21 protein-coding genes are annotated in these 22,486 nt (G+C 63.8%); 10 read left to right on the top strand and 11 right to left on the bottom strand.

Features of this window, described 5'->3' with window-relative positions; translation table 11 throughout:
* Nucleotides 1-59: 59 nt before the first annotated feature.
* Together LD110_RS02300 and LD110_RS02295 are read right to left on the bottom strand one after the other, a co-directional pair.
* Nucleotides 60-1,241 (bottom strand): lytic transglycosylase domain-containing protein, encoded by a 1,182-nt coding sequence (locus LD110_RS02300; RefSeq protein WP_225496065.1) that lies wholly within the window; start codon nt 1,239-1,241, stop codon nt 60-62.
* A 203-nt stretch (nt 1,242-1,444) separates the two neighbouring features.
* Nucleotides 1,445-2,269, bottom strand: a complete 825-nt coding sequence (locus tag LD110_RS02295) for a biosynthetic peptidoglycan transglycosylase (RefSeq protein WP_225496064.1) — start codon at nt 2,267-2,269, stop codon at nt 1,445-1,447.
* Between the two features lie 490 nt (nt 2,270-2,759).
* On the opposite strand from LD110_RS02295, the gene LD110_RS02290 reads away from it, so the two are divergent.
* Nucleotides 2,760-3,383, top strand: coding sequence for a hypothetical protein (locus LD110_RS02290; protein ID WP_225496063.1), 624 nt, complete (start codon nt 2,760-2,762; stop codon nt 3,381-3,383).
* A 348-nt stretch (nt 3,384-3,731) separates the two neighbouring features.
* On the opposite strand, the gene LD110_RS02285 is transcribed toward LD110_RS02290, so the two are convergent.
* A complete protein-coding gene (locus LD110_RS02285) occupies nt 3,732-4,619 on the bottom strand; it encodes a LysR family transcriptional regulator (protein ID WP_225496062.1) in 888 nt (295 codons plus the stop codon).
* 74 nt (nt 4,620-4,693) lie between these two features.
* Between LD110_RS02285 and LD110_RS02280 the strand changes: the two genes are divergently transcribed.
* The 5 genes from LD110_RS02280 to LD110_RS02260 are packed head-to-tail and all read left to right on the top strand — an operon-like array spanning nt 4,694 to nt 8,600.
* A complete protein-coding gene (locus LD110_RS02280) occupies nt 4,694-5,359 on the top strand; it encodes an RraA family protein (RefSeq protein WP_225496061.1) in 666 nt (221 codons plus the stop codon).
* Nucleotides 5,359-6,024: an RraA family protein gene (locus tag LD110_RS02275; protein WP_225496060.1), complete on the top strand. Its 666-nt coding sequence runs from the start codon at nt 5,359-5,361 to the stop codon at nt 6,022-6,024. The genes LD110_RS02280 and LD110_RS02275 overlap by 1 nt, the downstream gene beginning before the upstream one ends.
* A complete protein-coding gene (locus tag LD110_RS02270) occupies nt 6,021-6,611 on the top strand; it encodes an RraA family protein (protein ID WP_225496059.1) in 591 nt (196 codons plus the stop codon). Before LD110_RS02275 ends, LD110_RS02270 begins: the two co-directional genes overlap by 4 nt.
* A gap of 13 nt (nt 6,612-6,624) precedes the next feature.
* Nucleotides 6,625-7,788, top strand: a complete 1,164-nt coding sequence (locus LD110_RS02265) for a pyridoxal phosphate-dependent aminotransferase (RefSeq protein WP_225496058.1) — start codon at nt 6,625-6,627, stop codon at nt 7,786-7,788.
* Nucleotides 7,785-8,600 (top strand): alpha/beta fold hydrolase, encoded by an 816-nt coding sequence (locus LD110_RS02260; RefSeq protein WP_225496056.1) that lies wholly within the window; start codon nt 7,785-7,787, stop codon nt 8,598-8,600. Before LD110_RS02265 ends, LD110_RS02260 begins: the two co-directional genes overlap by 4 nt.
* A gap of 18 nt (nt 8,601-8,618) precedes the next feature.
* Here LD110_RS02260 and LD110_RS02255 read toward each other — a convergent pair whose 3' ends face one another.
* From LD110_RS02255 to LD110_RS02235, 5 genes are all read right to left on the bottom strand, one after another.
* Nucleotides 8,619-10,154 (bottom strand): ABC transporter ATP-binding protein, encoded by a 1,536-nt coding sequence (locus tag LD110_RS02255; protein ID WP_225496053.1) that lies wholly within the window; start codon nt 10,152-10,154, stop codon nt 8,619-8,621.
* Nucleotides 10,151-10,900, bottom strand: coding sequence for an energy-coupling factor transporter transmembrane component T (locus LD110_RS02250; protein ID WP_308012393.1), 750 nt, complete (start codon nt 10,898-10,900; stop codon nt 10,151-10,153). Before LD110_RS02250 ends, LD110_RS02255 begins: the two co-directional genes overlap by 4 nt.
* A 10-nt stretch (nt 10,901-10,910) precedes the next feature.
* A complete protein-coding gene (locus LD110_RS02245) occupies nt 10,911-11,732 on the bottom strand; it encodes an ECF transporter S component (protein WP_225496051.1) in 822 nt (273 codons plus the stop codon).
* Nucleotides 11,733-11,969: 237 nt separating this feature from the next.
* Complete coding sequence (locus LD110_RS02240) at nt 11,970-13,241, bottom strand: allantoate amidohydrolase (protein WP_225496050.1); 1,272 nt, start codon at nt 13,239-13,241, stop codon at nt 11,970-11,972.
* Nucleotides 13,241-14,392, bottom strand: a complete 1,152-nt coding sequence (locus tag LD110_RS02235) for an FAD-dependent oxidoreductase (RefSeq protein ID WP_225496049.1) — start codon at nt 14,390-14,392, stop codon at nt 13,241-13,243. The genes LD110_RS02240 and LD110_RS02235 overlap by 1 nt, the downstream gene beginning before the upstream one ends.
* Before the next feature lie 125 nt (nt 14,393-14,517).
* Here LD110_RS02235 and LD110_RS02230 point away from each other — a divergent pair, with 125 nt between their 5' ends.
* The 4 genes from LD110_RS02230 to LD110_RS02215 all read left to right on the top strand — a co-directional run bounded on the left by LD110_RS02230 (nt 14,518) and on the right by LD110_RS02215 (nt 19,683).
* A complete protein-coding gene (locus LD110_RS02230) occupies nt 14,518-15,393 on the top strand; it encodes a LysR family transcriptional regulator (RefSeq protein ID WP_225496048.1) in 876 nt (291 codons plus the stop codon).
* 338 nt (nt 15,394-15,731) lie between these two features.
* Nucleotides 15,732-17,117, top strand: a complete 1,386-nt coding sequence (locus LD110_RS02225; RefSeq protein WP_225496047.1) for an NAD(P)/FAD-dependent oxidoreductase — start codon at nt 15,732-15,734, stop codon at nt 17,115-17,117.
* Nucleotides 17,118-17,178: 61 nt separating this feature from the next.
* Nucleotides 17,179-18,081, top strand: coding sequence for a 4-hydroxy-tetrahydrodipicolinate synthase (dapA, locus tag LD110_RS02220; protein ID WP_225496046.1), 903 nt, complete (start codon nt 17,179-17,181; stop codon nt 18,079-18,081).
* Nucleotides 18,082-18,189: 108 nt separating this feature from the next.
* Nucleotides 18,190-19,683, top strand: a complete 1,494-nt coding sequence (locus LD110_RS02215; protein WP_225496045.1) for an aldehyde dehydrogenase family protein — start codon at nt 18,190-18,192, stop codon at nt 19,681-19,683.
* 564 nt (nt 19,684-20,247) lie between these two features.
* Here the strand turns inward: LD110_RS02215 and LD110_RS02210 are convergent.
* The 3 genes from LD110_RS02210 to LD110_RS02200 are packed head-to-tail and all read right to left on the bottom strand — an operon-like array spanning nt 20,248 to nt 22,480.
* A complete protein-coding gene (locus LD110_RS02210; RefSeq protein WP_225496044.1) occupies nt 20,248-21,114 on the bottom strand; it encodes an ABC transporter substrate-binding protein in 867 nt (288 codons plus the stop codon).
* Nucleotides 21,115-21,170: 56 nt separating this feature from the next.
* Nucleotides 21,171-21,833 (bottom strand): amino acid ABC transporter permease, encoded by a 663-nt coding sequence (locus LD110_RS02205; RefSeq protein ID WP_225496043.1) that lies wholly within the window; start codon nt 21,831-21,833, stop codon nt 21,171-21,173.
* A complete protein-coding gene (locus LD110_RS02200; RefSeq protein ID WP_225496040.1) occupies nt 21,833-22,480 on the bottom strand; it encodes an amino acid ABC transporter permease in 648 nt (215 codons plus the stop codon). The genes LD110_RS02205 and LD110_RS02200 overlap by 1 nt, the downstream gene beginning before the upstream one ends.
* Nucleotides 22,481-22,486: the final 6 nt, after the last annotated feature.

Here is a 22,486-nt window from a genome sequence, read left to right as displayed (position 1 = left end):
AAGACCTTCCGGGTTGCTCGGGTTAGTGCCTCATCCGGACGCCTGTTTCATGCCGCCGCTCAGTACCAGTTTGTCGAAGTTTCGTGGTCCCACGCGACGCATGGCGTGCCATAGCGGTCCCGGATGTAACCAAGGCCCCACTCGATTTGTGTCCGGTAATTAGTCAGCCAGTCGCTGCCGGCGCTGGAATACTTTCCAGGCGGCAGGGCTTGGGCAATACCGTAGGCCCCTGAGCTCGGATTCGTTGCGTTGGTCAGCCAGTTCGATTCCCTGTTCCACAAGCGCACCAGGCACTGGGACTGGTCCGTCCCCCAGCCGAAGGAGCCAAGCCGGCCGGCGGCATAATTTTGCGCCGCGGCAGGATCGTTGATCGCACCGCCGGGAATTGTGGGGGAAACAACACCGGGGGCAGGCTGTTGGCGCGCCCGTTCCGCGGCAGCACGCTTGGCCTCCTGGGCGGCTCGGTAAGCAGCCAGGGCCGCCTGTCCCTGCCGGTACTGGTCCTCGATAGCCGCCGAGGTCCCCTTCAAGGACGCCAGTTGCGCGGTGAGTTCCTGATCGTGCTGCTTTTCCTGGGCGATTGTCCTCGCCATCGACGCCTGGGCCGCTTGGGCGGCGTCCAGCTTTGCCTTGGCTTCCCCCGCCAGCCGTTCTCTTTCTGCCTTCGCGGCCCGTTCCTGTTCGGCCATCGCCTTCGCTGCGCCCTCGGCCGCAACGGACTCATTGAAGAGCACCGAAGACCTGTCCATCACCAGCTGTAGAACATCCAGGCGCTGGAGACCATCCTTGGACTCCAAGGCGCCCAAGGCGGCAACGAGGCCCGCGTTGGCGCCACCGGCTTTGTAGGCCTGAGCGGCCAGGGCACCGGTTTCCTTCTTATACCGGGCGGCCGCAGCATCCGCCCTGGCTACTTGCGCCGTGAGTGCGTCCACCTTGGCGCGGGCCGCGTCCAACGCCGATGCAGCGGCGGCATACTCGGCCGCGGACCTGACAGCGGCGTTTCCCAGCTCTTCTTCCTGCGTTTTGAGCCCACTCAATAAGGCCTCGATCTTGTGGACCTCTTCGGCCTTGCTGGCCTCGTTCTGCCGGGCGTTCTGGACATCCTGCCAGGACGGATACCCGCCAGGCGGTGCGTCGTCGTCGGCAGCGGCGGAAAGTGGAACCAATGCCGAGCTCATCACCGATCCCGTCAGGATCGCCGACGTGAGAAGGAGCCGTGATTTCAGGGAGGACCCGGACATGACACGTCAGCATAACCCCTCGGTCGCATGCAACATAGACATTGGGCCGCAAGCTCGGGAGCATTATTGGGTGTCTGTCACGGTGCCACGTCGTCCAAAGACTAACCCCGCAGGAAATTCCAAAGGTGCAGGTTAGGGGAGAGGGACGTCTGGCGTTGGATGCCCTGCCGAAGGAGTAATCTAGGGTGCCTCTCATTACCGAGCTACTGAGTAGCCGATGCGAGCATCAGCCGCACGCCCTCTGGCATAGTCGAGCACGCATCCGGGTTGCTCCGCTTTGCGCTATGGTCAGCTGCTCGATCGGTGATACCGATTGTCGCGACGGCTGCTTCCCAGCCGCCGAGTCCTTCCAGCTGTCGGGGTACGCGGACGTTCGCCGCCCCGTTGACGTATTTCCAGACCAAGCTATCTACGTCCGTGCTGAGAAAGATTCCTCCGTCCTGCAAACGCCGCACCCGCTCCGGAATAGGTAGCACGCCAATTAACTGTGCCGCCTCAAACGGCGTCATCTCATACGGTGCATGGCCAAAGTAGTACCAGGTTGCCGCACAGATGCCGTAGAGATTAGGGCCGAACTGTGCGTAATTGAGGTACAACTCCAAGATGCGCTTCGGCGACAGAGTAAGACTGAGTTCAGCTGCAAGGCCGGCTTCAAGTGCCTTTCTTAATGCGTTCTGATCCGGCCATAAATAAATATTCTTTGCGAGTTGTTGCGGGATGGTTGAACCGCTGGGATCTTTCCTGCCCCCCAGATATGCGATGACTCTGGCGTTGAAGTCGTCCAGGTCGAAGGCGCCCTCCCGGGTTCCGAGCTGCTGATCCTCATTAGCAATAGTCGCCGCCAGAACATACCGGCTGATGTGGTCGATCGAGACGAACTGGTAAGCAATCGGCCCGCCTTCCTGCAGCATGTAGGAGGTGCGCGGTGGTGTGAGCCAGATGAACGAAACGGCCGCTACCTCCGTGGTGATGACCAAGGTGACAATGAGTTTCAGGAACCGGCCAGCAACCTTCATAAACGCACCCATATCTTCCTCGTAGTTAGTCCATGAGGAAAAGGATGAACCAAGGGTCTGACAATCCGTGAACCGGTCTTTCTGGGTCCTATGCGTCGGTGGGGGCCGCGGCCTGCGATCTAATACGACTCTATGGAAGGTTTGACCGGTCCGCTCTGCGCAGGTCAGCTTCGCGCTGAATTTATCGCAGGGACGGTACCAGGGGCCAATAGTTTCCGCCGGGAAAACTGCAGCGCCGCCCCTTTGGCGGCACTGCAGGAGTATCACGAATGTGCATACGACGTTTGAACTGTGATGATGTGTTCGATTTTCTCCTGGCTGCGAATTGACCAGATAGACCGCAGGTTAACCCTGTGTAAGAACTCGGGACTTACGCCGCTGAAGCAAGCTGTGAATGATAGCGTCGTCACTGGCTGGAATGTTGGGATTTCAGCACGCTATTGCGTGGGGATTTGTATCCCCACCAAGATGCGAATTTCGTAATTCGTCTCAGGGGGGACAAATGAAGAAGTTTTTTGCAGCGCTTGCACTTGCCGGAACAATGGTACTGGCTGGCACCGCTCCAGCTGTGGCAACCACCTACCCGGCGCCGGGAAATGAGCACGGACTCGTTTCCGACGGCACCATTAATCGAGGTGAATCCATCACTTTCTCCGGCAGCGGCTACATCGCCGGCGAAACCATTAACGTCTCGTTCCAGCGGACCGGAGGAAAGAAGGATTCGGACGGCGAGCGGCCCGCTCCGTCCAACTTCAGCGTCATTGCTGACGGCACCGGCGCTTTCTCCACCAGCATTACCTTCACGGAGGGTGGCAACTACCTGATCAGCGCCATCGGCGCCACGTCCGGCACCACGCGCTCGGCAGCCGTGGTTGTGAATTCCGGCAATGGCGGAGGCAACAACAACGGCGGCGGCAACCACAGCGGAGGCAACGGCAAGGGTAACTCCGGTTTCGCTGCTGTTTCCAGCGTTACCGCCGCTGGCACCGCAACCGGCCAGGACAACACCGCTGCCGATTCCAACCTGATCCTGTGGTCGCTGGTCGGCGCAGGCGCTCTGGCCGCCAGCGCAATATCCACAGCGGTGGTTCGCCGCCGCGCCAAGGATCCTCAAGCCAAGGCCTAGGCAAGTAACACGTATTAACAAAGGGCAGGTGCTTCTCCGGGGAAACGGAAAGCACCTGCCCTTTGCTTTGACCACCGAAAAGGAGAATTCATGCTCTTGCGCCGGCCTGACGCACACGAGCACCTAGAAGCACACATGATGGCTGCATGTTGCAGCCTTGATACAGGCAAAAGGGCGGCGGGCGTACGAAGACGCCTGTAGTGCTGATGATGTTCCCTTCCGCAGTCACTACCTGGCGGTCAGCGCAAAGCGAGGCGGGCGATTGGATTGAGCACCGTCGGGAAGCAGCCGCTGACCGGCCGGGTTCCCGACGGCGCCTCCACTACCAAACGTGCCCTGCTCAATAGCTCAGCGGTCTGGGGAGGCACAGCTGATGAAATGTTCCACCAAGGGCTCCTTCGCTTCGGCTCGGCTGACGATGGAGAGCTCCACCAGGTCCGCGCGCTCCTTGATGTCCCGCCAGACCAGGTCATCCGGCTGGAGACGAACGGAGGACGCTGGCGCGAGCGTTACTCCGAGGCCGCACTTGACCATCGCGAGCTGTGAATTGATTGAGTTGGCATAGTGCTGTGCGTTGGGACTGAAGCCTGCCTGCCTGCATGCTGCAACGAGCTCGTCGTGATAATCGGGGGAGATGGATCGGGGGAGCCAGACCCAGGAGTCGCCCCGAAATTCCGATAGGCCGACTGGCCCCGCTTCGGCAGCGAGCGGATGGTCTTTGGGCATGGCAATTACGAAGTGGTCCCTGCGCAGCGGGACTGAGATGAGTTCGCGGCCTGTTTCTGAATGCCGGATGACGGCAACGTCGACTTCACGCCTGCCGAGGGCGTCCCGACCATGGTGGGAGTCGATCTCTTGGACCCGCAGTTCCACGAGGGGGCGCGAGGCGCGGAAGCGGTCAAGGATCTCCGGGAGTACTTCGCTAAAGGCTGAGGTGACAGCTCCAATGCGCAGGGTTCCTGTGAGGCCGGAACTGGCCATCTGGGCGGCCTCCTGGGCGCGCTCAGATGCGCCGACGAGGAGCCGGCATTGCTCAAGGAAGATGCTTCCGGTTTCGGTCAATAGGACGTTTCGGCTCGATCTCTGCAGAAGGGTTGTGCCGAGTTGCCGCTCGAGTTGAAGGATTGCCTGGCTCAACGGTGGCTGTGACATGCTGAGGCGCCCGGCAGCCCGCCCAAAGTGCAGTTCCTCGGCCACTGCGATGAAGTATCTAGCTTGGCGCACTTCGACGCTCATTCAGTCGCTCTTCCTCTTTCAGCAAGACAAAACTAGACCTTCACTATATCGATCGTGCCGTGTTGACTGGAAGCATGACTTCACGAACAACGCTCCTGGAGCAGTACGCGGCGCTGGACTCGGCCGCCGTCTCAGATGCATTGGACGCACTCGACCTCCCTCCCGGACAGGCAGGATTCCTGCCGGTCTGGGGCACTCCGAAGATCGTCGGGTTCGCCCTGACAGTCCAGTTGGAGCCCTACGTCCCGGGCCCCTCGGGCGCGCACATCGGAACCACAGCAGTGGCCGATGCCGATGACACCAACGTGATCGTTGTGGCGAACGAGGGCCGCACCGATGTGTCCTGCTGGGGCGGTCTCCTCAGCCTTGGCGCCAAACTGAAGGGCGCCCGCGGCGTGGTGGCCGACGGGGCCTGCCGCGATGTCCACGAAGCACGCGAAATCGGATTCCCTGTCTTCGCCAAGTGCCGGATCCCAGCAACTGCCCGTGGCAGGCTGCAGCAGCGCTCATCCGGCGAGCCTGTTCAGCTGGGGGAGGTGACCGTCACCCCCGGTGACCTTGTCCTGGCGGACGAGACCGGCGTCGTGGTTGTCCCCAGCAGCCACCTCGAAGACGTGCTGGAACGCGCCCAGGGCGTTGCCGCCCGCGAACAAGCCATCGCCGCCGACATTCGGGCAGGCGTCGCCCTTCACGAAGCCATGCTCGATACGCGCCTGGCCGGAGTTACAGAGGAACACTGATGAACACAAACACCAAGGCGAGCGTCATCGAACGCCTCGCGGCCATCCCCACAGCGTCCATCTCCGACGCCATGGACTCACTCGGCCTGCACGGAACCTTGCACGGGCTTTCGCCGTTGACATACGGCTTCCGCGCCACAGGCCCGGCGTTCACCGTGCAGTACGCGCCTGCCGGTGGGGCACGCGGCAGCGTCGGTGACTTCCTCGACGACGTCCCGCCGGGTGCCGTCATCGTCATCGACAACGATGGCCGCACCGACGTTACGGTGTGGGGCGGCATCATGACGGAGGTCGCGGCCGACCGCGGCATCGCCGGAACGATCATCAACGGTGTCTGCCGGGATATCGCGACCTCACTGCAGCAAAACTACCCGCTGTTCAGCCGGGGCAAGTTCATGCGCACGGGCAAGGACCGCGTACAGCTCGTGGCAGTCCAGACCGAGGTAACCATCGACGACGTGCACATCGCACCGTCGGACATCATCTGCGCCGACGCAGACGGTGCCCTGGCAGTGCCGCAGGCCTACGCCGAACAAGTGGCCGACATCGCGGAGCGGATCGAGGACACCGAGGCCCGTATCGTCGCAGCCGTCAAGGCTGGCTCCACCCTGGTCCAGGCCCGCAAGGACCTCGGCTACCACGATCTTCAGTGGGGCAACAAATGAGCAATGCAGCCCGCGGACACTCCGCCGCCACCCTCTATGAAGCCTCCAAACTGCCGTGTGCCTGCGACCCCGGCCTGAAGCCGGCATGGCGCGGCGCCAAGGTCGCCGGGCCCGCCTTCACCGTCCGCGGCGTGGGTGGTGACAACCTGGCGCTGCACCACGCGGTGCTGAAAGCACCGGCCGACAGCGTACTGGTGGTGGACATGCAGGGCGCCGAACACGGCCACTGGGGCGAAATCCTCGCCGCGGCCGCCCAGCACCGCGGCATCGCGGGACTGGTGATCGACGGCGGCGTCCGCGACGTAGACGAGATGGCTGAGATGAACTTCCCCGTGTTTTCACGAAGCATCACGGTGGTCGGAACCGCCAAGGATTACGCCGGCGACTTCTCCTCCCCGGTGCGCGTCGGTGGCCTGACCGTCCGCGGCGGCGACCTGGTGGTCGGCGACTCCGACGGCGTGGTCGTCCTGCCCGCGGCCGCCGCGGAAACGGTTCTCGATAAGGCTGACCAGCGCGTCGCCGATGAGCAGCGCATCCTCGCCGAAATCAGCAACGGCAAAGCCACCCTTGAGCTTTACTCGCTCTGATTCCAGGAACCACGTGAACACCATCCACACTTCACGCCCACCGGCGGGGCCAGCGGAGCGCATCGCTGGATCCAGCCGACGCCCCGCCACCCTGGGGGCGGCGGCCCCCGGCGCCATCTCGCTCGCCATGGGAGAGCCCGACGCCGGCACTCCCGCCCCGATTGTCAACGCTGCCGTCCGTTCCCTGCTTGGAGGACGCACCCGGTACTCACCCATGACCGGCGCCCCCGCACTGCGGGAGGCCCTCGCCACAAAGATCTCGGCAGAGCATGCCCGGCCCACTACAGCCCGGGAAGTCGTTCTGACCCACGGAGGCACTGCAGGGCTCGCATCAGCGATGCTTGCCCTGGTTGTGCCCGGCGATCGGGTGCTGATTCCTGAGCCAACGTATTCACTGTATGCAGACCACGCAGCCATGGTGGGTGCCGAGGTGGTCTGGGTTCCGGCCAGGCGCGATGGCTCATTGGACCTAACCACCCTGCGCGAGGAAGCATCCTCGGCACGAATGATCATCCTCTGCAATCCGGGCAATCCCACCGGTCGCGTGTATTCCACCTCGGACTTATCAGGGATCGGCGAGATCCTGGGCATGAATCCCGAACTGCTGCTGCTCTCCGACGAGGCCTACGGAAGCATCATGTTCGACGGCCTGGAGTTCGCCTCCGCCTTGGACCTGCCCGGGGTTACCTCACAGGTGGTTTTTTGCGGCACGCTGTCCAAGACCTACGCGATGACGGGCTGGCGGTTGGGTTACGTCGTGGCGGACGGGGCACACGCGGACAAGATCAACCTGATCCACCGGACCATCAACGGACCCCTGAACACCTTCGTCCAAGACGCGGCCCTGGCTGCATTGGAAACACCTTCCCGCGATCTTCGGGACGCGGCAGTGTCCTACCAGGAACGCCGCGACATGGTGCTGAAGGCACTCAGCGGGATTTCCGGCGTCGAGATGCTCCCACCACAGGGTGCCTTCTACGCCTTCCCGCGCATCGCGTCGGATCTCTCGTCGGACGAGATGGTGGCACGCTTCGCCGACGCCGGCGTGCTGGTCCGCTCCGGCACAGAGTTCGGGCCGTCCGGCGAGGGCCACGTGCGCATTTCGTTCGCTACCGACGTCGCGAGCCTGGACGAGGGATTGCGACGGTTCGCTCAAGCTGTGAAGGATTTTTCGTGACCGTCAACAAACTTGAGCCGTTTACAGCCCAGCTCACGATTGATGGAACCGACGTCGAAGTCGCCGGAATGTCCCGCGGCGGTAGCGGGCTCCCTTTGGTCTTCCTCCACGGCTTCGGGTCCACCAAGGAAGACTACGCGGACGTCATCCAGCGGGAAGGGCTCGCCGACCATCCCATCCTTGCCTACGACGCACCAGGATGCGGAGCGACCGTGTGCTCCAAGCTGGACGCGATCTCCGTGCCGTTCCTCGTGGCCGTTTCGCTCGAAGTGCTCCGGTTCAAGGGGATCGACCGGTTCCACCTGGTGGGGCATTCCATGGGAGGACTGACGGCGCTGCTGTTGGCCGACCAGGAGCCCTCCCGGGTTGTCAGCTTTGTGGACATTGAGGGCAACGTGACGCCGGAAGACTGCTTCCTGAGCCGCCAAATCATCAGCCACGCGCATCCGGACCCGGAGGACTTCTTCAAGGACTTCCAGGACCGCGTGTGGAAGTCCCGCTACTTCTCGAGCAGCCTGTATGCCGCGAGCCTGCCGCACAAGGTGCGGGCCAGCGCCGTCCGGCCGATCTTCGAATCCATGGTGGAACTGTCCGATCACGGCAACCTCATGGACCGCTTCCTGGCCCTGCCGTTCCCCCGCATGTACATGTACGGCGTGCAGAACAACACCCTGTCCTACCTGGACATCCTGGCAGAGAAAGGCGTGGAACTGGCGGAGATCTCCCACAGTGGCCACTTTCCGATGTACTCGAATGCGCCGGAAATGTGGTCCCGCCTGGAAGAGTTCGTTGTCCGCAGCGAGCGGGCATGAATACGCAGGGGCATCCAGCTAAAGCTCGCGCAGCCGCCCGGCGTCGAACTCCAGGTTCCGGTCCGCTGCTGTCCGCCCATATCCGGCGTCGTTCGTAACGAGCACAACGCCTGCGCCGCGCTCCGCGGCCTCTTTGACCGCGTGACTCAGGCGCTCGACACCGTGTCGGTCCAGCCCGACGGTGGGCTCATCCAGGGCAAGCACCGCAGGTTCCCGTGCGAGGACCGTGGCTAGGGCCAGGAGCCGTTGCTGCGAGGCTGACAGCTCCGCCGGGTGTACCTGGGCGGCATTGGACAGCCCCACCTCGTCAAGTGCAGCGAGGGCCCGGACTGTTGCACCTCCGGGACCAAAGAGCGGGCGGAGTCCGAAGCATACTTCCCGCAGTGCCGTCCGTTCGAAGAGTTGATCCCGCGGATGCTGGAACAAGAGTCCCACGGAGGCCGCCACCCGCCCCACCGGCGTTCGGGCGATGCTGTTTCCGCCTACCCGGACGTCCCCCGACGAGGGCCGGAGCAGGCCGTTGAACAGTCGGAGCAGGGTGGACTTGCCAGCCCCGTTGGGTCCGACGATGCGAACAATCTCTCCGGGCCGCAGGCTGAAGTCCAGGTCCCGCAGCACGTTGGTCCGCTGTACTTCATTTGCCGTAGCTGGGCCATTGCGTCGTGACGCGACCGGGTAGCTGAATCCGACCCCCAGAAGTTCCAGGATCGCAGGGCCCTTGCCAAGGACTCGCTCCGGTCCGGGTGAAGTGGAAGCTAGCGCAGAAACGGCTGACCCGGGAAGTCGCACGCCCGAGGCCTCCAGCTCCGCCGATTCCGTGATCTTCCCCGGAGGTCCGGCGGCAGTCGCCGTGCCGTCGTCGAGGACAATCCACTGCCTGGCTTGGAGGGCGAGCCCGTCCACGGCCTGACTCAGCACGACGACGGCCGAGCCGCCGGCGACCAGGTTTCGGATGACGTCGGTGACTTGCGCAGTTCCGGCAGGGTCCAGGGAAGCCAGCGGCTCATCAAGGACCAGGACCTCCGGTTCGGTGATGACGGCGCAGCCCACTGCCAGCCGTCTTAGTTCCCCGCCGGAAAGCGTGGCAGGGTCCCGGTCCAACAGCCCGGACAGTCCCGTGACGGCTGCTGTGCGGTCCACTGCACGGAGCATCTCCTGCCGTGGTGTGGCCCGGTTTTCCAGGCCGAAAGCCAGCTCTTCCGCGACCGACGAGCGTACCGTCGACAGCATCGCGGCGGCCTCCTGCGGGACAAACGCCGCCCTGCGGAACCATTCGGCGGGGTTGATCCTCGGATCAGCCGCGGAACCGTCGAAGTCCAGGCGGGTGCCGCCCAGCTCCAGGCTGCCTCGGAGGGTCCCGGAGTGACCGGCACGCAGCCAGCCCCCGAGCAGCTTGCCCAGCGTAGATTTGCCGCTCCCGGAGCCGCCGAGGATTGCGGTGAGGCTTCCCCCCTCGATCTCAAGGCCGACGTCGCGCAGTGCAGCAGCTGTCCCGCCGTGGTATGTGAATTCATTGATCCTGGCCCGGAGCGCGGTGCGTGTCGTCGCGGTCATAGGGACGCCGTCGGCCACGAAGCCAAGAGGCGGAGCGCGACGGCCGCCGCTGCCAAGACCAGCGCCAGTGCCCGGAAGATTTGCTGTCCGGGCGGGTCGTCAACGTGTCGGTAACTTGTGTGCGGTCCCGGGGCGCCGAAGCCCCTGGCTTCGAGCGCCTGACCGCGAATGCCGGCGTCCTCGATGAGCCCCTGGACCAGCGGCACCATCTGCAGGCGGAGGGCACCGAGGTGGGCCAGCAGACTGCCGCGCAGCAACAACCCGCGTGCCTCCTGGGCCTGCCGGATCCTGTCCAGGGAGCCGACGATGGCAGGCAGCAGCGTAAGCGTGGAGGCCAGGACGAAGCCGAACTGCGGCGGGATCCTCGAGGCAGCCAGGGCGGACACCAGATCGGGCACGCTCACCGTGAAGGAGAACAGGAGGAGGACCAGCACGCACGCCGAGGTGCGCGATGCCAGGTCCAGTGCGAACTGCAGGCCTTCAGCGGTGACTCGGGCGGGCCCCCATTCGGCAAGTACAGTCCGGCCCTCGGGGAAGAACAGCCCGTGCAGCACCACGAGAGACAGGCACAGCGGACCCACCGTCACTGCCGCCGCGGAAAGCACGCGGCCCGCAACCCCCGCCCGTACCGCCAGGACTGACGAGATGATGGACACGGCAAACGACAACTGCCAACTGGCTGCCGCGGTGGTGGCAACGGCGGTGCACGCGGCTGCGGTCAGCGCGGTGAACGGGTGGAGACGCACGGGCAGAGTGTCAGGCGGCGGGCGTGGCCGGGGCCTTGCCTGCGAGTACCCTGAAGCGCCGCACGAAGGGGAACTGGAAAGTGGTCCGGCGCGGCAGGGCATAGGCCAGCAGCGCGGCGATGGCGAAGACGATCGCCTTGTCCATGGGGTCTGAGATGAGCGCCTGCTTGGTGATAGCTGCCATCAGTGTGTCGCCCATGGCGCGGAACGCGCTGACGATCGCACCGGTGCCGACGCCGGACGTGCCGCCGAAGACGAAAGCGGCAATCGGGGCGGAGACGACGCCGGCGAAGATTCCGGTAATGAAGCCGGCCACAGGGGCCAGATAGAAGCGGCGGAATAGCCCGCCGCGGGCGGCCAGGCCCGCCAGGAAGCCGATCAAGGCGGAACCGGCAGCGAAAGGCAGGACTGTTGGGTTGAAGAAGGACCACACGATGCTGCTCAGGGCTCCGGTTGCCGCGCCCGCGGCGGGTCCTGCCAGGACGGCTATTAGGACGGTACCGATAGCGTCGAAGTAGAAGGGCAGCCCGCTGCTGCCCATGATCTGGCCAAGGACCACGTTCAGGACGAGGGCCACCGGGACGAGGACCAAGGTGGAGGTGGGGAGTGCCGGCAGCACGGCCACGATCAGGAGGACGGCGCCCAGCAGGAAGCCGCCCAACGCGACGAGTGCCGAAAAGCTCACCGGGCCATTGGCGATGTCCGCCGGCTGGGTAAGGACCAGAAAGACATAAGTTCCAGCGATGGCGGCAGCACCCAGAATCTCCAGAATTCGGCGATTTCGTGAGGCGGTCCGGCCAGCTTCTGACAGTGTCAGGGGCGAGGATGACATGGTGATTCCTTTGACGGTTCAGGCTCCGCAGCCCGTTCGCTTCGGGGCCGTGCATACGGCTGCCTATGTCACCTCGGCGGCGGGTCGGGCCAGCGTTTCCACTCCCCGGACCGCACCCCTAGTGTACCGGCCGGGAGATTGCCGGACATCCCCTTCAACCAATCTGCGGGCCGCTAACGCCCGGAAGCCGAATTCCCGTGCCTTCACCGGCACGGGAATTCCCAAACCGCTGACGCGTTAGTTCATGAGGGCGGCAAGGGCGTCTGCCAGGGTTTGCGCTCCGGTTTCGGCGTCTTCGTCCACTACGTGTTCTTCAGGGGAGTGGGATACACCGCTTGGATTGCGGACGAACACCATGGCGGTGGGTACGAAAGGTGACAGTACGCCGGCGTCGTGTCCGGCGCCGGTGTCGAGGAGGGGCGCATCCGGCAGCGCGCGTTGCAGTTGTTTTTGAAGGCCGGGGTCGAAGTGGACGGTCGGGCTGAAGGATTCTTCCGTCAGTTCCACGCTGCAGCCTTCTTCGGCGGCGATCAGTTGCGCTTGCGTCTGAATCGCTTCGACGAGGGATGCGGTGACGGCGTCGTCCGGGTGGCGGACGTCGAGCCAGAAGTCCACTCGTGAGGCGATGACGTTGGTTCCTCCTGGGACAGGCTGCAGTCGACCGACGGTTGCCCGGGCGTGGGGTTGGTTACGGGCGGTATCGCGGATGGACACGACCGTCCGTGAGGCAGCAACCACCGGGTCGTGCCGATCGACCATGAGAGTTGTCCCGGCGTGGTTTCCCTGTCCACGGATGCTGAGGCGCCAGCGGCCGTGGCCGAGGATGGAGGAGGCGATGGCGATGGGCTGGTCCAGGTCGATCAGTCCCCGGCCCTGTTCGACGTGGAGTTCGACGAATGCGCCGATCTGGCCCAGCAATTGCTCGTCCCGGCCGACATAGCGGGGGTCGAGGCCGTTAACACGGGCGACGTCGGCGAAGGTGTTGCCGTCCGGGTCCCTGAGGTTGCGCGCCTTGTCCGGGTCGATGGCGCCTGTCATGAGCCGGGAGCCGAGGCACGCCACGCCAAACCGGGAACCTTCCTCTTCCGGGAAGACCACGACGGCGAGGGGCCGGGTTGGGGTTGTGTTGCGGGCTTTGAGGATGTCGACGGAGACGAGGGCTGAGGCGACGCCGAGGGGTCCGTCGAAGGGGCCGCCGCCGGGGACGGAGTCGAGGTGGCTACCGGTGACCAGGCTGTTGCTTCGGTCGCCGCCCGGGATGTCCCACCAGGCCCAGATGGCGCCGTTATGGTCGGTTTCCACGGTCAGTCCGCGTTTGCTGGCATGGTCCATGAACCATGCCCGCAAGTCGAGTTCGGCGGTTGAGTAGACGGGGCGGGTGTAGCCCCCGCGCAGCGGGTCGGTGCCCGTGCCGGCGATGTCGGCCAGCAGTCCGGTGACCGTCGCCGTCGTCGTACTTGTCTGGTCTGTGGAGGTGATGGCGGCGGCGTCTGTGTTGGCGCTTTCCATCAGTGGGCGCCTGCTGCGGCCTGGGCGACGAGGCGGAACTGTTGCGGGACGGTTCCCGTTCCTGTGGCGAGGTCTGCGGCCAGTTGGCCGATCAGCGGTGCGAACTTGGCCCCGTGGCCGGAGCAGGGGGAGAGGATGGTGATGCCGGCGGCGCGGTCCAGGATGAAGTTTTCGGTGGGGGTGTTGGTGAAGAGGCAGGTAGTCTCGGCGTACGGTTCGGGGATCAGGCCTGGGAGGTACTTTTCGACGTATTCAATGACACGACGGCGGTTGGCCGAGTCGATCAGTCCGTCCTGGTCCGCGGCGGACGGCAGGATTTTGCCGCCGTTGTATTCGGCGACCTTTTGACCGCGGAATCCGGCGTCGCGGCCGCCTGGGAGACCGTACGCTTGCCATCCTTCGCGTTTGTGGATAAATGTGGGCCACTGCGACTCATCCCGACTGGCGGGGTCTGCGTAGGGGAAGTGGTAGGCCTGTTCCTGCCGTACTTCCAAGGCGGGCATGTTCGCCAGAAACGCCGACGGCAGGGAGAGCGAGCCGAGCAGTTGAGGGAGCCAGCCTCCGGCAGCGACGATCACGTTCGCGGCGTGAAGGGAGCGTCCGTCCTCGGAGGTCAGAACGTAGCTGCTGTTGCCTGCCACGATAGAGGTGAGGGTCCAGTTGGTATGCAGTGATGCGCCGTGGGCAACGGCCTGGTCCACCATGGCTGCGACGGATTCGTGGGCATCAATGACACCGGCGCCGGGATGCCACAGGACCTCCGTGTCGAAGGCAATCTGCGGCCAGCGATTCTGGGCTTCCTTGGCGGTAAGGAGCTCGTGCTCGATGCCGTGCTGGGCAAGTGCTGCGGCGAGGCGCTCCGGTTGCCGGACGGTACCGTAGTCCACGGCGCCTGTGGGGGTGATGAGCTGCTTGCCGCTGAGGCGGGCAAGTTCGTCCCAACCGGTCTTGGCTTCGAGGACCAGGCCCGTGTAGAACGCGTCCGGATAGGCGTAGCGGAAGATACGCGCCGAGCCGTGGGAGCTGCCGGCGTCATTGGCTGGAGTTGACCGTTCCAGCAGTCCCACCTCGTGGCCCCTTGCCGCGAGCTGCCAGGCCGTGGCGGCGCCGGACAGCCCAGCGCCGACAACGACGTATTCGAACGATTCCATGGATGGCTCCCTTTTGTGGTGGGTGGTTGATGCGTTGCTTCGCTGCATCCAGTTACTCACCTCCAAATGCGTCGCGTCCAATATCATTTATGTAGAATTTGTTAACGTCGCGCGAAAGAATCATCATGGAACTCAGGCAGCTTCGGTACTTCCTCGTGGTCGCAGAAGAGCTCCACTTCGGCCGGGCCGCGGAACGCCTGCACCTCACGCAACCGCCTCTGACGGTTGCCATCAGACGGCTGGAGAGCGAGCTTGGAGTCCAGTTGTTTGACCGGACAACCCGACGTGTGACCTTGACCCCCGCCGGCGAAGCGTTCAAGCGGCGGGTCCAGGATGCCGTGACCGAACTTGATGATGCCGCCAGCGATGTTGCGAGCGTGGCCGCGGGACTGAGTGGACGGATCAGGGTGGGATTCGTCAGTTCCGCCAGTTACACCACCATCCCCGAAGCCATTCGGAGCTTCCGGGAGCAGCGGCCGCGGGTGGAACTGGTCCTGAGTCCGCTCACCAGCGGCGAGCAAATTGAACAACTGCTCGACGGCGACCTTGACGTTGGACTCGTCCGCGACCCTGGCGAGGTTCCCGGGTTGGGAATGGATCTGGTCAGCGCCGAAGACCTTGTTGCCGTGCTGCCCGAGGCGCACCCCCTGGCCTCGAGTTCGGAAGTCCGGCCGGAAGACTTGGAAGGTGAGCCGATGATCCTCTTCCCGTACCGCCTCATGCCCGGGTTCGTGGCCCGGGTGCTCCGCCTGTTCGACGGGCTGAAGAGTTCCCCGCAAGTTGTTCAGCAGGCCATCCACCAGGAAACCGTCCTCGGACTGGTGGCTGCCGGGCTGGGAATATCGATCCTTCCCGAATCTGTCAGGCGCTTCCAAATGCCCGGCCTTGTCACCCGGCCCATCGCAGGGAGCCCGCAGACGGCCCTGTATGCGGCTAGAGGGGCCAGCGATTCGCCAGCTGTGGACGAATTCGTGAACTGCTTGCGCCAACTGGAACAGTAACCAGCACATCCGATCGTGATCGGGACCGACTCGCCAGGTTCTTTTGGGCTCCGGTAGTGCCAATGCGTTAAAAGTCGTTTCCAGTCTAAGCAGTACGCCCGGACCTACACCGCAGCCTGCCCGCCGGCGTTAGACGCCTGGCGGATACTTTTTTATCACTAAGACCTATTGCATTAATCATACAATGATGTATCTTTTACCTGTGACCAGACGCACAAGGCTCTGGGATGCACCTCATAGAAACCTCTCCAGAAACTGGTGGACCCTTCTCCAGCTGCCGAGGAAGACAGCCAATGGGTCCGAGCACTGTGATCCCCTAAGCAAGAAAGTTCAAACTCATGAAAGACGTAGTAATTGTCGGTGGCGGTCTCGCCGGCCTCTCGGCAGCGTGGCGTTTGCGGCACTGGGACACTTTGGTGCTGGAGTCGGAGCACCGCGTCGGTGGTCGCATCCGTTCCGAGCGTCGCGGAAACTACTGGTTGAACTGGGGCGGCCACGTGTTCGCCGGTACCGGTTCCTCCACGGATTCGTTGCTCAACGAAGTGGGCGTCACCGCGGTCCAGATCCCCGGTTCGCTTCAGGCTTTGTCCATGAATGGCAAGTTCATCCGCAAGGGGCACATCGCCACTTATCCGCTCCGTATTCCGATGTCCCTGTCCTCGCGTATAGATACGCTCAAGGCGGGCCTGAAAGTGGTCAGCGGAGTAGCCAAGTACACCGGTGTGGTGCGCAAGCGTACCGGTGAATCCGGTGCCATGCGTCAGCAACGCATCTACGACTTCGAGAACAACAGCTCGTTCCAGGACTTCATCGGCGAGCTGTCCGAGGATGCTGCCGCCCTGTTCAAGACCACAGTCACGCGCTCCGCAGGTGACATGGACCAGATCTCCGCTGGCGCGGGCATCGGCTACTTCAGCCTGGTACTCGGCATTGGGCAAGGCCTGAGCCGGGGCATTGTCGGTGGGCCATCCACGTTGACAGAATCGATCGCAGCGTCGCTCGGCGAGCACGTCCAGCTGGGTGCCACCGTCCATGAAGTAGTGCACAAGCAGGATTCCGTGGTGGTTCGTTACACCCAGGGTGGTGTGGACCGCGAAGTGGAGGCCCGCACGGTGGTGCTCGCAACCACCGCGGACGTCTCCAACAAGATCGGTGTGGATCTTCCCGAGGAACTCCGCGGCGCACTCAGCCAGATCAAGTACGGACCACACGTCAGCACGGCCTTTTTGACCAATGAGACGTCGGCACGGCCCTGGGATGACATCTACGCCATCGCAGCCCCTAAACGTTCCTTCGCCATCGCCTTGAACCAGGCCAGCATCGTGCGTGGCACTGAATCCGTACGCAAGCCGGGCGGAAGCTTCATGACGTTCTCGCCAGCAAGCCTAGGCCGTGCGCTTCTGGAAAAGAGCGACGAGGAAGTCATCAAGACCCACCTCGCCGACCTCGACCAGGTGTTGGGCCATGGCTTCGCTGACAGCGTGATCGAAGCCCAGACCGACCGTTGGCGGGTCGCATCCCCGTACTGCTTCCCGGGCAGGGCAAAGATCCAGTCCACCCTCATGCGCGGCACCAACCGAGTCTTCCTGGCAGGCGACTACCTGGGCACCCTTTATACCGAAAGCTCCATCACAACCGGTTTCTCCGCAGCCCAGGAGGCAGCAAGCGTCCTGGCCACGCACCGCCAGGCGCTCCCGAAGTCGGGCCTCTCCGTCGTCGCCTGAGCCCCGCTTCACTCGAAAACTGCAGCGCAACAACACACCTACCGAAACGAGGAATTACTCCATGTCCAAGGAACTCCGCGGCGTCCTGACCGCCCTCTCCACCCCCTTTAACCAGGACGAAACGATCGATGTCGCCACTTTGCGCAAGATCGTCGACCGCTCCATCAACGCCGGAGTCAACGGCGTTGTCGCGGCCGGCTCCACAGGCGAAGTCGGTGCCCTGTCCTCGGAAGAGCGCCTGCTCCTGATCAAGACCGTCATCGAGCAGGCCAACGGCCGGGTTCCGGTCATCGCGAACACCGGTGCCACCTCCACTGCCGAGGCCATCCGCCTGTCCCGGGCCGCAGAGCAGTTGGGCGCTGACGTGCTCATGCTCATCACTCCCTACTACGAGCCGCTGTCGCTGGAGGAGACCGTCACGTACATCAAGGACGTGGCCCGCTCGGTCAGCATCCCGGTGATGCTCTACAACATCCCGCCGGTCACGGGCGTCAACCTGGATCCTGCAACTGTCCGGCAGTTGGCCGAGGAAGTCGGGAACATCCGCTACATCAAGGACTCGAGCGCCAACTGGGAGCAGGCTCTGCAGCTCATCCACCACCACAGCGACGTCATCGGCACCTTCATCGGCTGGGACGCCTACCTGTACAGCGCCCTTGTGGAAGGTGCAGCCGGCGTCATGGCCGGAACAGCCAACGTGGTTCCCGAAGAGATCGTGGCTGTCACCCGCCGGATCGCTGAGGGCGACCTCGCCGGTGCCCGCGAACTGTGGAACGCCGTTTATCAGGTGATCGACGCACTGCTGTCGGCACCGTTCATTCCCGCCGTCAAGTCTGGACTCACCTTGCAGGGCCTCCCCGCGGGATCACCGCGTCGCCCCACCGCGGAGCTCGGCGCCGCCGACCTCGCCAAGGTGGAGCAGGCGCTGGCCAATCTGGCTTCGATCAAGCAGAACATCGGATAACGCGTGGCTGACTTCCATTTCATCGACGGGGCCGATTTCTGGAAGCACCAGAACGAAAAATCCGCCGCTGTAGTCAAATAGCCGCAACGCAAAGGAACTGAGCACACCATGACAACCACAGAAACGTCCCCATTCACCGTCCGTCGGGAGGGAACCCTTCCGGCGCCGTCGCTCCCGCCTTTCGGCCAGTTCATCCGCGGGGAGTTCGTACCATCCACCTCCGCCTCAACCTTCGATGTGGTGAATCCCGCCACTGAGGAAGTCCTCGTGCAGGTCCCCTCCGGTTCCGTTGAGGACGTCGACGCCGCCGTCGCCGCGGCGAAAGCGGCGACGGCGGACTGGGCGGCGAAGACCCCGAAGGACCGCTCAGCCGTCCTTCTTCGCATCGCGGACGTCATCGAGGCCAACCGCGAAGTCTTCGAAACCCTCGAGGCTGCCAATACCGGCAAGCCGGCCGCTGTGGCTGAAGACGATATCTCCAGCGCCATTGACACCTTCAGGTTCTCTGCTGGTGCTGCCCGTGCCTTCACCACGCTCGGCGCGGACGACTATGCCGAGAACCACACCTCGGTGATCTTCCGCGAGCCTGTGGGCGTGGTCGGGGTGATCACTCCATGGAACTACCCGCTGCTGATGGCCGCGTGGAAGATCGCCCCGGTCCTGGCCGCCGGCAACACCATGGTCCTTAAGCCCTCGGAGCAGACGCCGTTGACCACCCTCAAACTGGCCGAACTCATCGCCTCCGAGGTCCCGGCCGGTGTCCTGAACATCGTCACGGGCTCCGGACGGGTGGTGGGCAACCGGATCTCCGAACACCCTGACGTTGACCTCGTCGCCATCACCGGCAGCGTGGGCAGCGGCCAAAAAGTCGCCGCCACCGCGGCCTCCAGTGTCAAGCGCGTCCACCTGGAACTCGGCGGCAAGGCACCCGTCGTCGTGTTTGACGACGCCGACCTGGAAGCCGCCGCCAAGGGCGTCCGTTCGGCCGGATTCTGGAACGGCGGGCAGGAATGCGGCGCAGCCTGCCGCGTCCTCGTCCACGAGTCCGTGGCCGAGAAGTTCACCGAACTGCTCATCCGCGAAGTCAGCGACATCTCGGTCGGCACCCCCGGCGCCGGGGACGACGTCGAGGTCGGTTCCATGATCTCCAAGGCCCACTACGAGCGTGTGCTCGCCGCGCTCGACGACGTCCGCAAGGACGGCCTGACCATCGCCGTCGGCGGTAACGCCCTGGAAGGACCGGGCTACTTCATCGAACCCACCGTCGTGACCGACGTACCCGCCGGGGCGCCGATCACCCGTACGGAGATCTTCGGCCCGGTGATCTCGGTGGAAACCTTCACCACCGACCAGGAAGCCATCACCCGGGCCAACGAAACCATCTACGGGCTTGCCGCCTCGGTCTGGACCAGCAACTCCGCCCGCTCGCTTTCCGTGCCCCGCCGCCTCGACTTCGGCACCGTCTGGGTCAACTCCCACCTGGTCATCGCCAACGAAGTCCCCTGGGGCGGCTTCAAGGGCTCCGGCTACGGCCGGGACCTGTCCATCTACGCCCTCGAAGACTTCTCCCGCACCAAACACGTCATGTACAACCGCGGTTGACATCGGCTTTTCCAAGTCGCCATGCACCCTGGATTGCTCCGGGGTGCATGGCCATTTCATTTAAGCCTCAAGAGGGATGGAAACCCCATGGGCCTGGGAACGCATCAATGACTGGACCTCCTCACGGAATCAGCATCGAAATCCGACAACAGGGCACGCCCGTTTGCCGGGCACTCGTTGAGGCTGACGGACTACGCGCAGGTCTCTGGCTCCGCACCCCTGCCCAGGGGCGTAGGCTGTTCGCGCCAGCGGCGTTCAACAAGGCCTGGGTCCGCGAGGAACAAGTCGGAATCCACTCCGATGTCGGCAACCGAGCCTGGACGACACAGGGTCGGCGAGGCGTGCCTCCTCATTCTGCCGGAGTAATTCGTTGCCTGTGCACGGGCCAGCCAACTGCCCGACGCCCCTATGGTTCCGGACGGAACGTCAGCCAGGTGCCGGGCGCCCTATGGTTCCGGACGGGAACGTCATCCACCTGCCCGGCGCCCCTAAGGTTCCGGCAGGGAACCCAAAAACGACGCCGGATGATATCCGGCGTCGTTTTGGTGTGGTTGGGGGTTCTCGTCAGAGTTCGCTGGGTGCGCCCGGCTCTCCGACAGCGGGGTCGATTCCGTATTTCTCGAGGATTTTCTTGATGGTGCCGTTTTCGCGGAGCTTCTTGATGTCCTCGTCCAGGGCCTTGCCGAGGGCGGTGTTGTCAAGGCTGGACGGCAACATCACTTGGCCGACAGCGGCGAACTGGGGGACATTCGCGTTCGGCTTCACATCTACCACCGTGGCGCCCTCAATCGGTGCGTCCTTGAACCGGTACTTGGCAGATGCGGACGATGCCACGAGGGCGTCGATGCGGCCTGCCTTGAGGTCGCCGTAGATGGATTCGTCGTCCTGGTAAATCTTGAACTTGTCGCCAAGCCACTTCTGCATGCTGTCGTTCCACAGGTTGCCGGCTACCGAGCCAACCATCTTGCCCTGCAGGTCGTCGCTGGTGAGGCCTTTCGTGGAGACGATTGCCTGTGGGTCGCTCCAGAGCGGCGTGCTCAGGTAGACGATCTTGGTGCGTTCCTTGGTGCGCAGCCAGTTTCCCGATCCGATGTCAACGCGCTTGGACTGTACAGAGGGGATAACTGCTCCAGCACCGCCCGAGGTGCTGACGGTGACTTTGAGGCATTCAAGCTTGGCGATCTCGTTGATGAGGTCACCTTCCATGCCGGTGACGTTGTCGCCTTTCAGGATGGTGGCGGGTGCGTAGTCGTAGCTTGCGACTGTGAGCTCGCCCTGGGTGAGGGTTTTGAGGTCTTTGTGGGCCGGGGTGCAGTCGGCCGAGCCGCTCGCGGCGCCGTTGCCGCCGCAGGCGGCGAGGGAGAGGGCGACCAGGCCGGCGGCGGTGCCGGCCGAAAGTGCGCGCACGAGGGTACGGGTTGTTCGGGACATGGTGTCTCTTTCTTTATTGAGGGGATGGGGGCGAGCCCCAGGGGTTGGTTTGGGGGTTAGTTGCGTTGGAGGTGGTGGTTGAGTCGTGTTTCGAGGAGCTTGACGAGGCTGAGGAAGATGAGTGTGAGGGTTCCGTAGATGACTGCGGTGAGGGTGTAGACGCTGAGGTATTGGAAGGTGATGGAGCCGATTTCGAAGGCTTTGGACATGAGTTCGGGCACGGCGATGACGAAGGCGAGGGCGCTGCCTTGGAAGACGAGGACGGCGAGGCCTGCCAGGGGAGGGGTGCTGATGCGCAGGGCTTGGGGGAGGATGATGATGCGGAATCCTGTCCAGCCGCGCAGTCCGGAGGTGAGGGCTGCTTCTTTTTGTCCTAGTGGTACGGCGGCGAGGCCGGCGCGGAAGTATTCGGAGGCGTAGGCCCCGGTGTTCCAGCTCAGCGCGATGATGGCGGTGGTCAGGGATGTCAGGGTGATGCCGGCGTCGGGGAGGCTGAAGTACAGCATGTAGAGCAGCACCAGGGCCGGCAGGCCACGGCCGATCTCCACGAAGAGGAAGGAGATCCACTGGAAGGGGGCGAATTTCGCTTCGGCCATGACGGCCAGCAGCAGCCCGAAGGGGAATCCGAAGAGCAAGGCGAGCCCTGTGAGTTGGAGGCTGACGGCCAGTCCGGGGGCGAGGTTGGGCAGCCAGTTGAGCCACTGAGTTAGAAGGTCCATCACGCCACTCCGATCTTCCGGCGCAACCTGAGGTCGACCCGCCGCGAGACGACGGCGACAATCAGGCTGATCACGATGTACAGGGCGCCGGCGACGAGGAAGGAGAGCAGTCCTTCGTGGGTTTGCTTGGCGCTTTGCTGGGCGTAGTAGGTGATCTCGCGGACTCCGATGGTGGAGGCCAGGGCGGAGTCCTTCAACAGTCCGATGCCGTAGGTGGCGATCGCGGGCAGCGCGACGCGGAAGGCCTGCGGGGTGATGATGTGCCCCACGGTGGTGACCGTGCTTAACCCGAGTGCGTGGGCGGCTTCGCGTTGCCCGTCGGGGATGCTGAGCAGTCCGGAGCGGTAGATCTCGGCCATGAAGGCCGAAGCGATGATGGAGAAACCGATAATCGCTGCCTGGATGGTGGACAAGCGCAGGGCGTACTGCGGCAGGCCGAAGTAGATCAGGAACAGCCAGGTGATCGGCGGGATGACCCTGACGATGTTGATGTAGAGGGTGGCGGTGGTGCGGATGATCGCGATCGGTGAGCGGGCAGCGCCGACGAGGAGCAGTCCGATCATGCCGCCGAACAGGAGTGAGGCGCCTGTGACGTAAAGGGTGAGCCCGACGCCCTGGGCGATCGAGGTCAAAAGTTGGGTGATCATGACTGC

Origin of the sequence: Arthrobacter sp. M4, assembly GCF_020251205.1 — a bacterium.
Taxonomy (GTDB): Bacteria; Actinomycetota; Actinomycetes; order Actinomycetales; family Micrococcaceae; genus Arthrobacter.
This window is presented reverse-complemented; position numbering and strand designations above follow the sequence as displayed.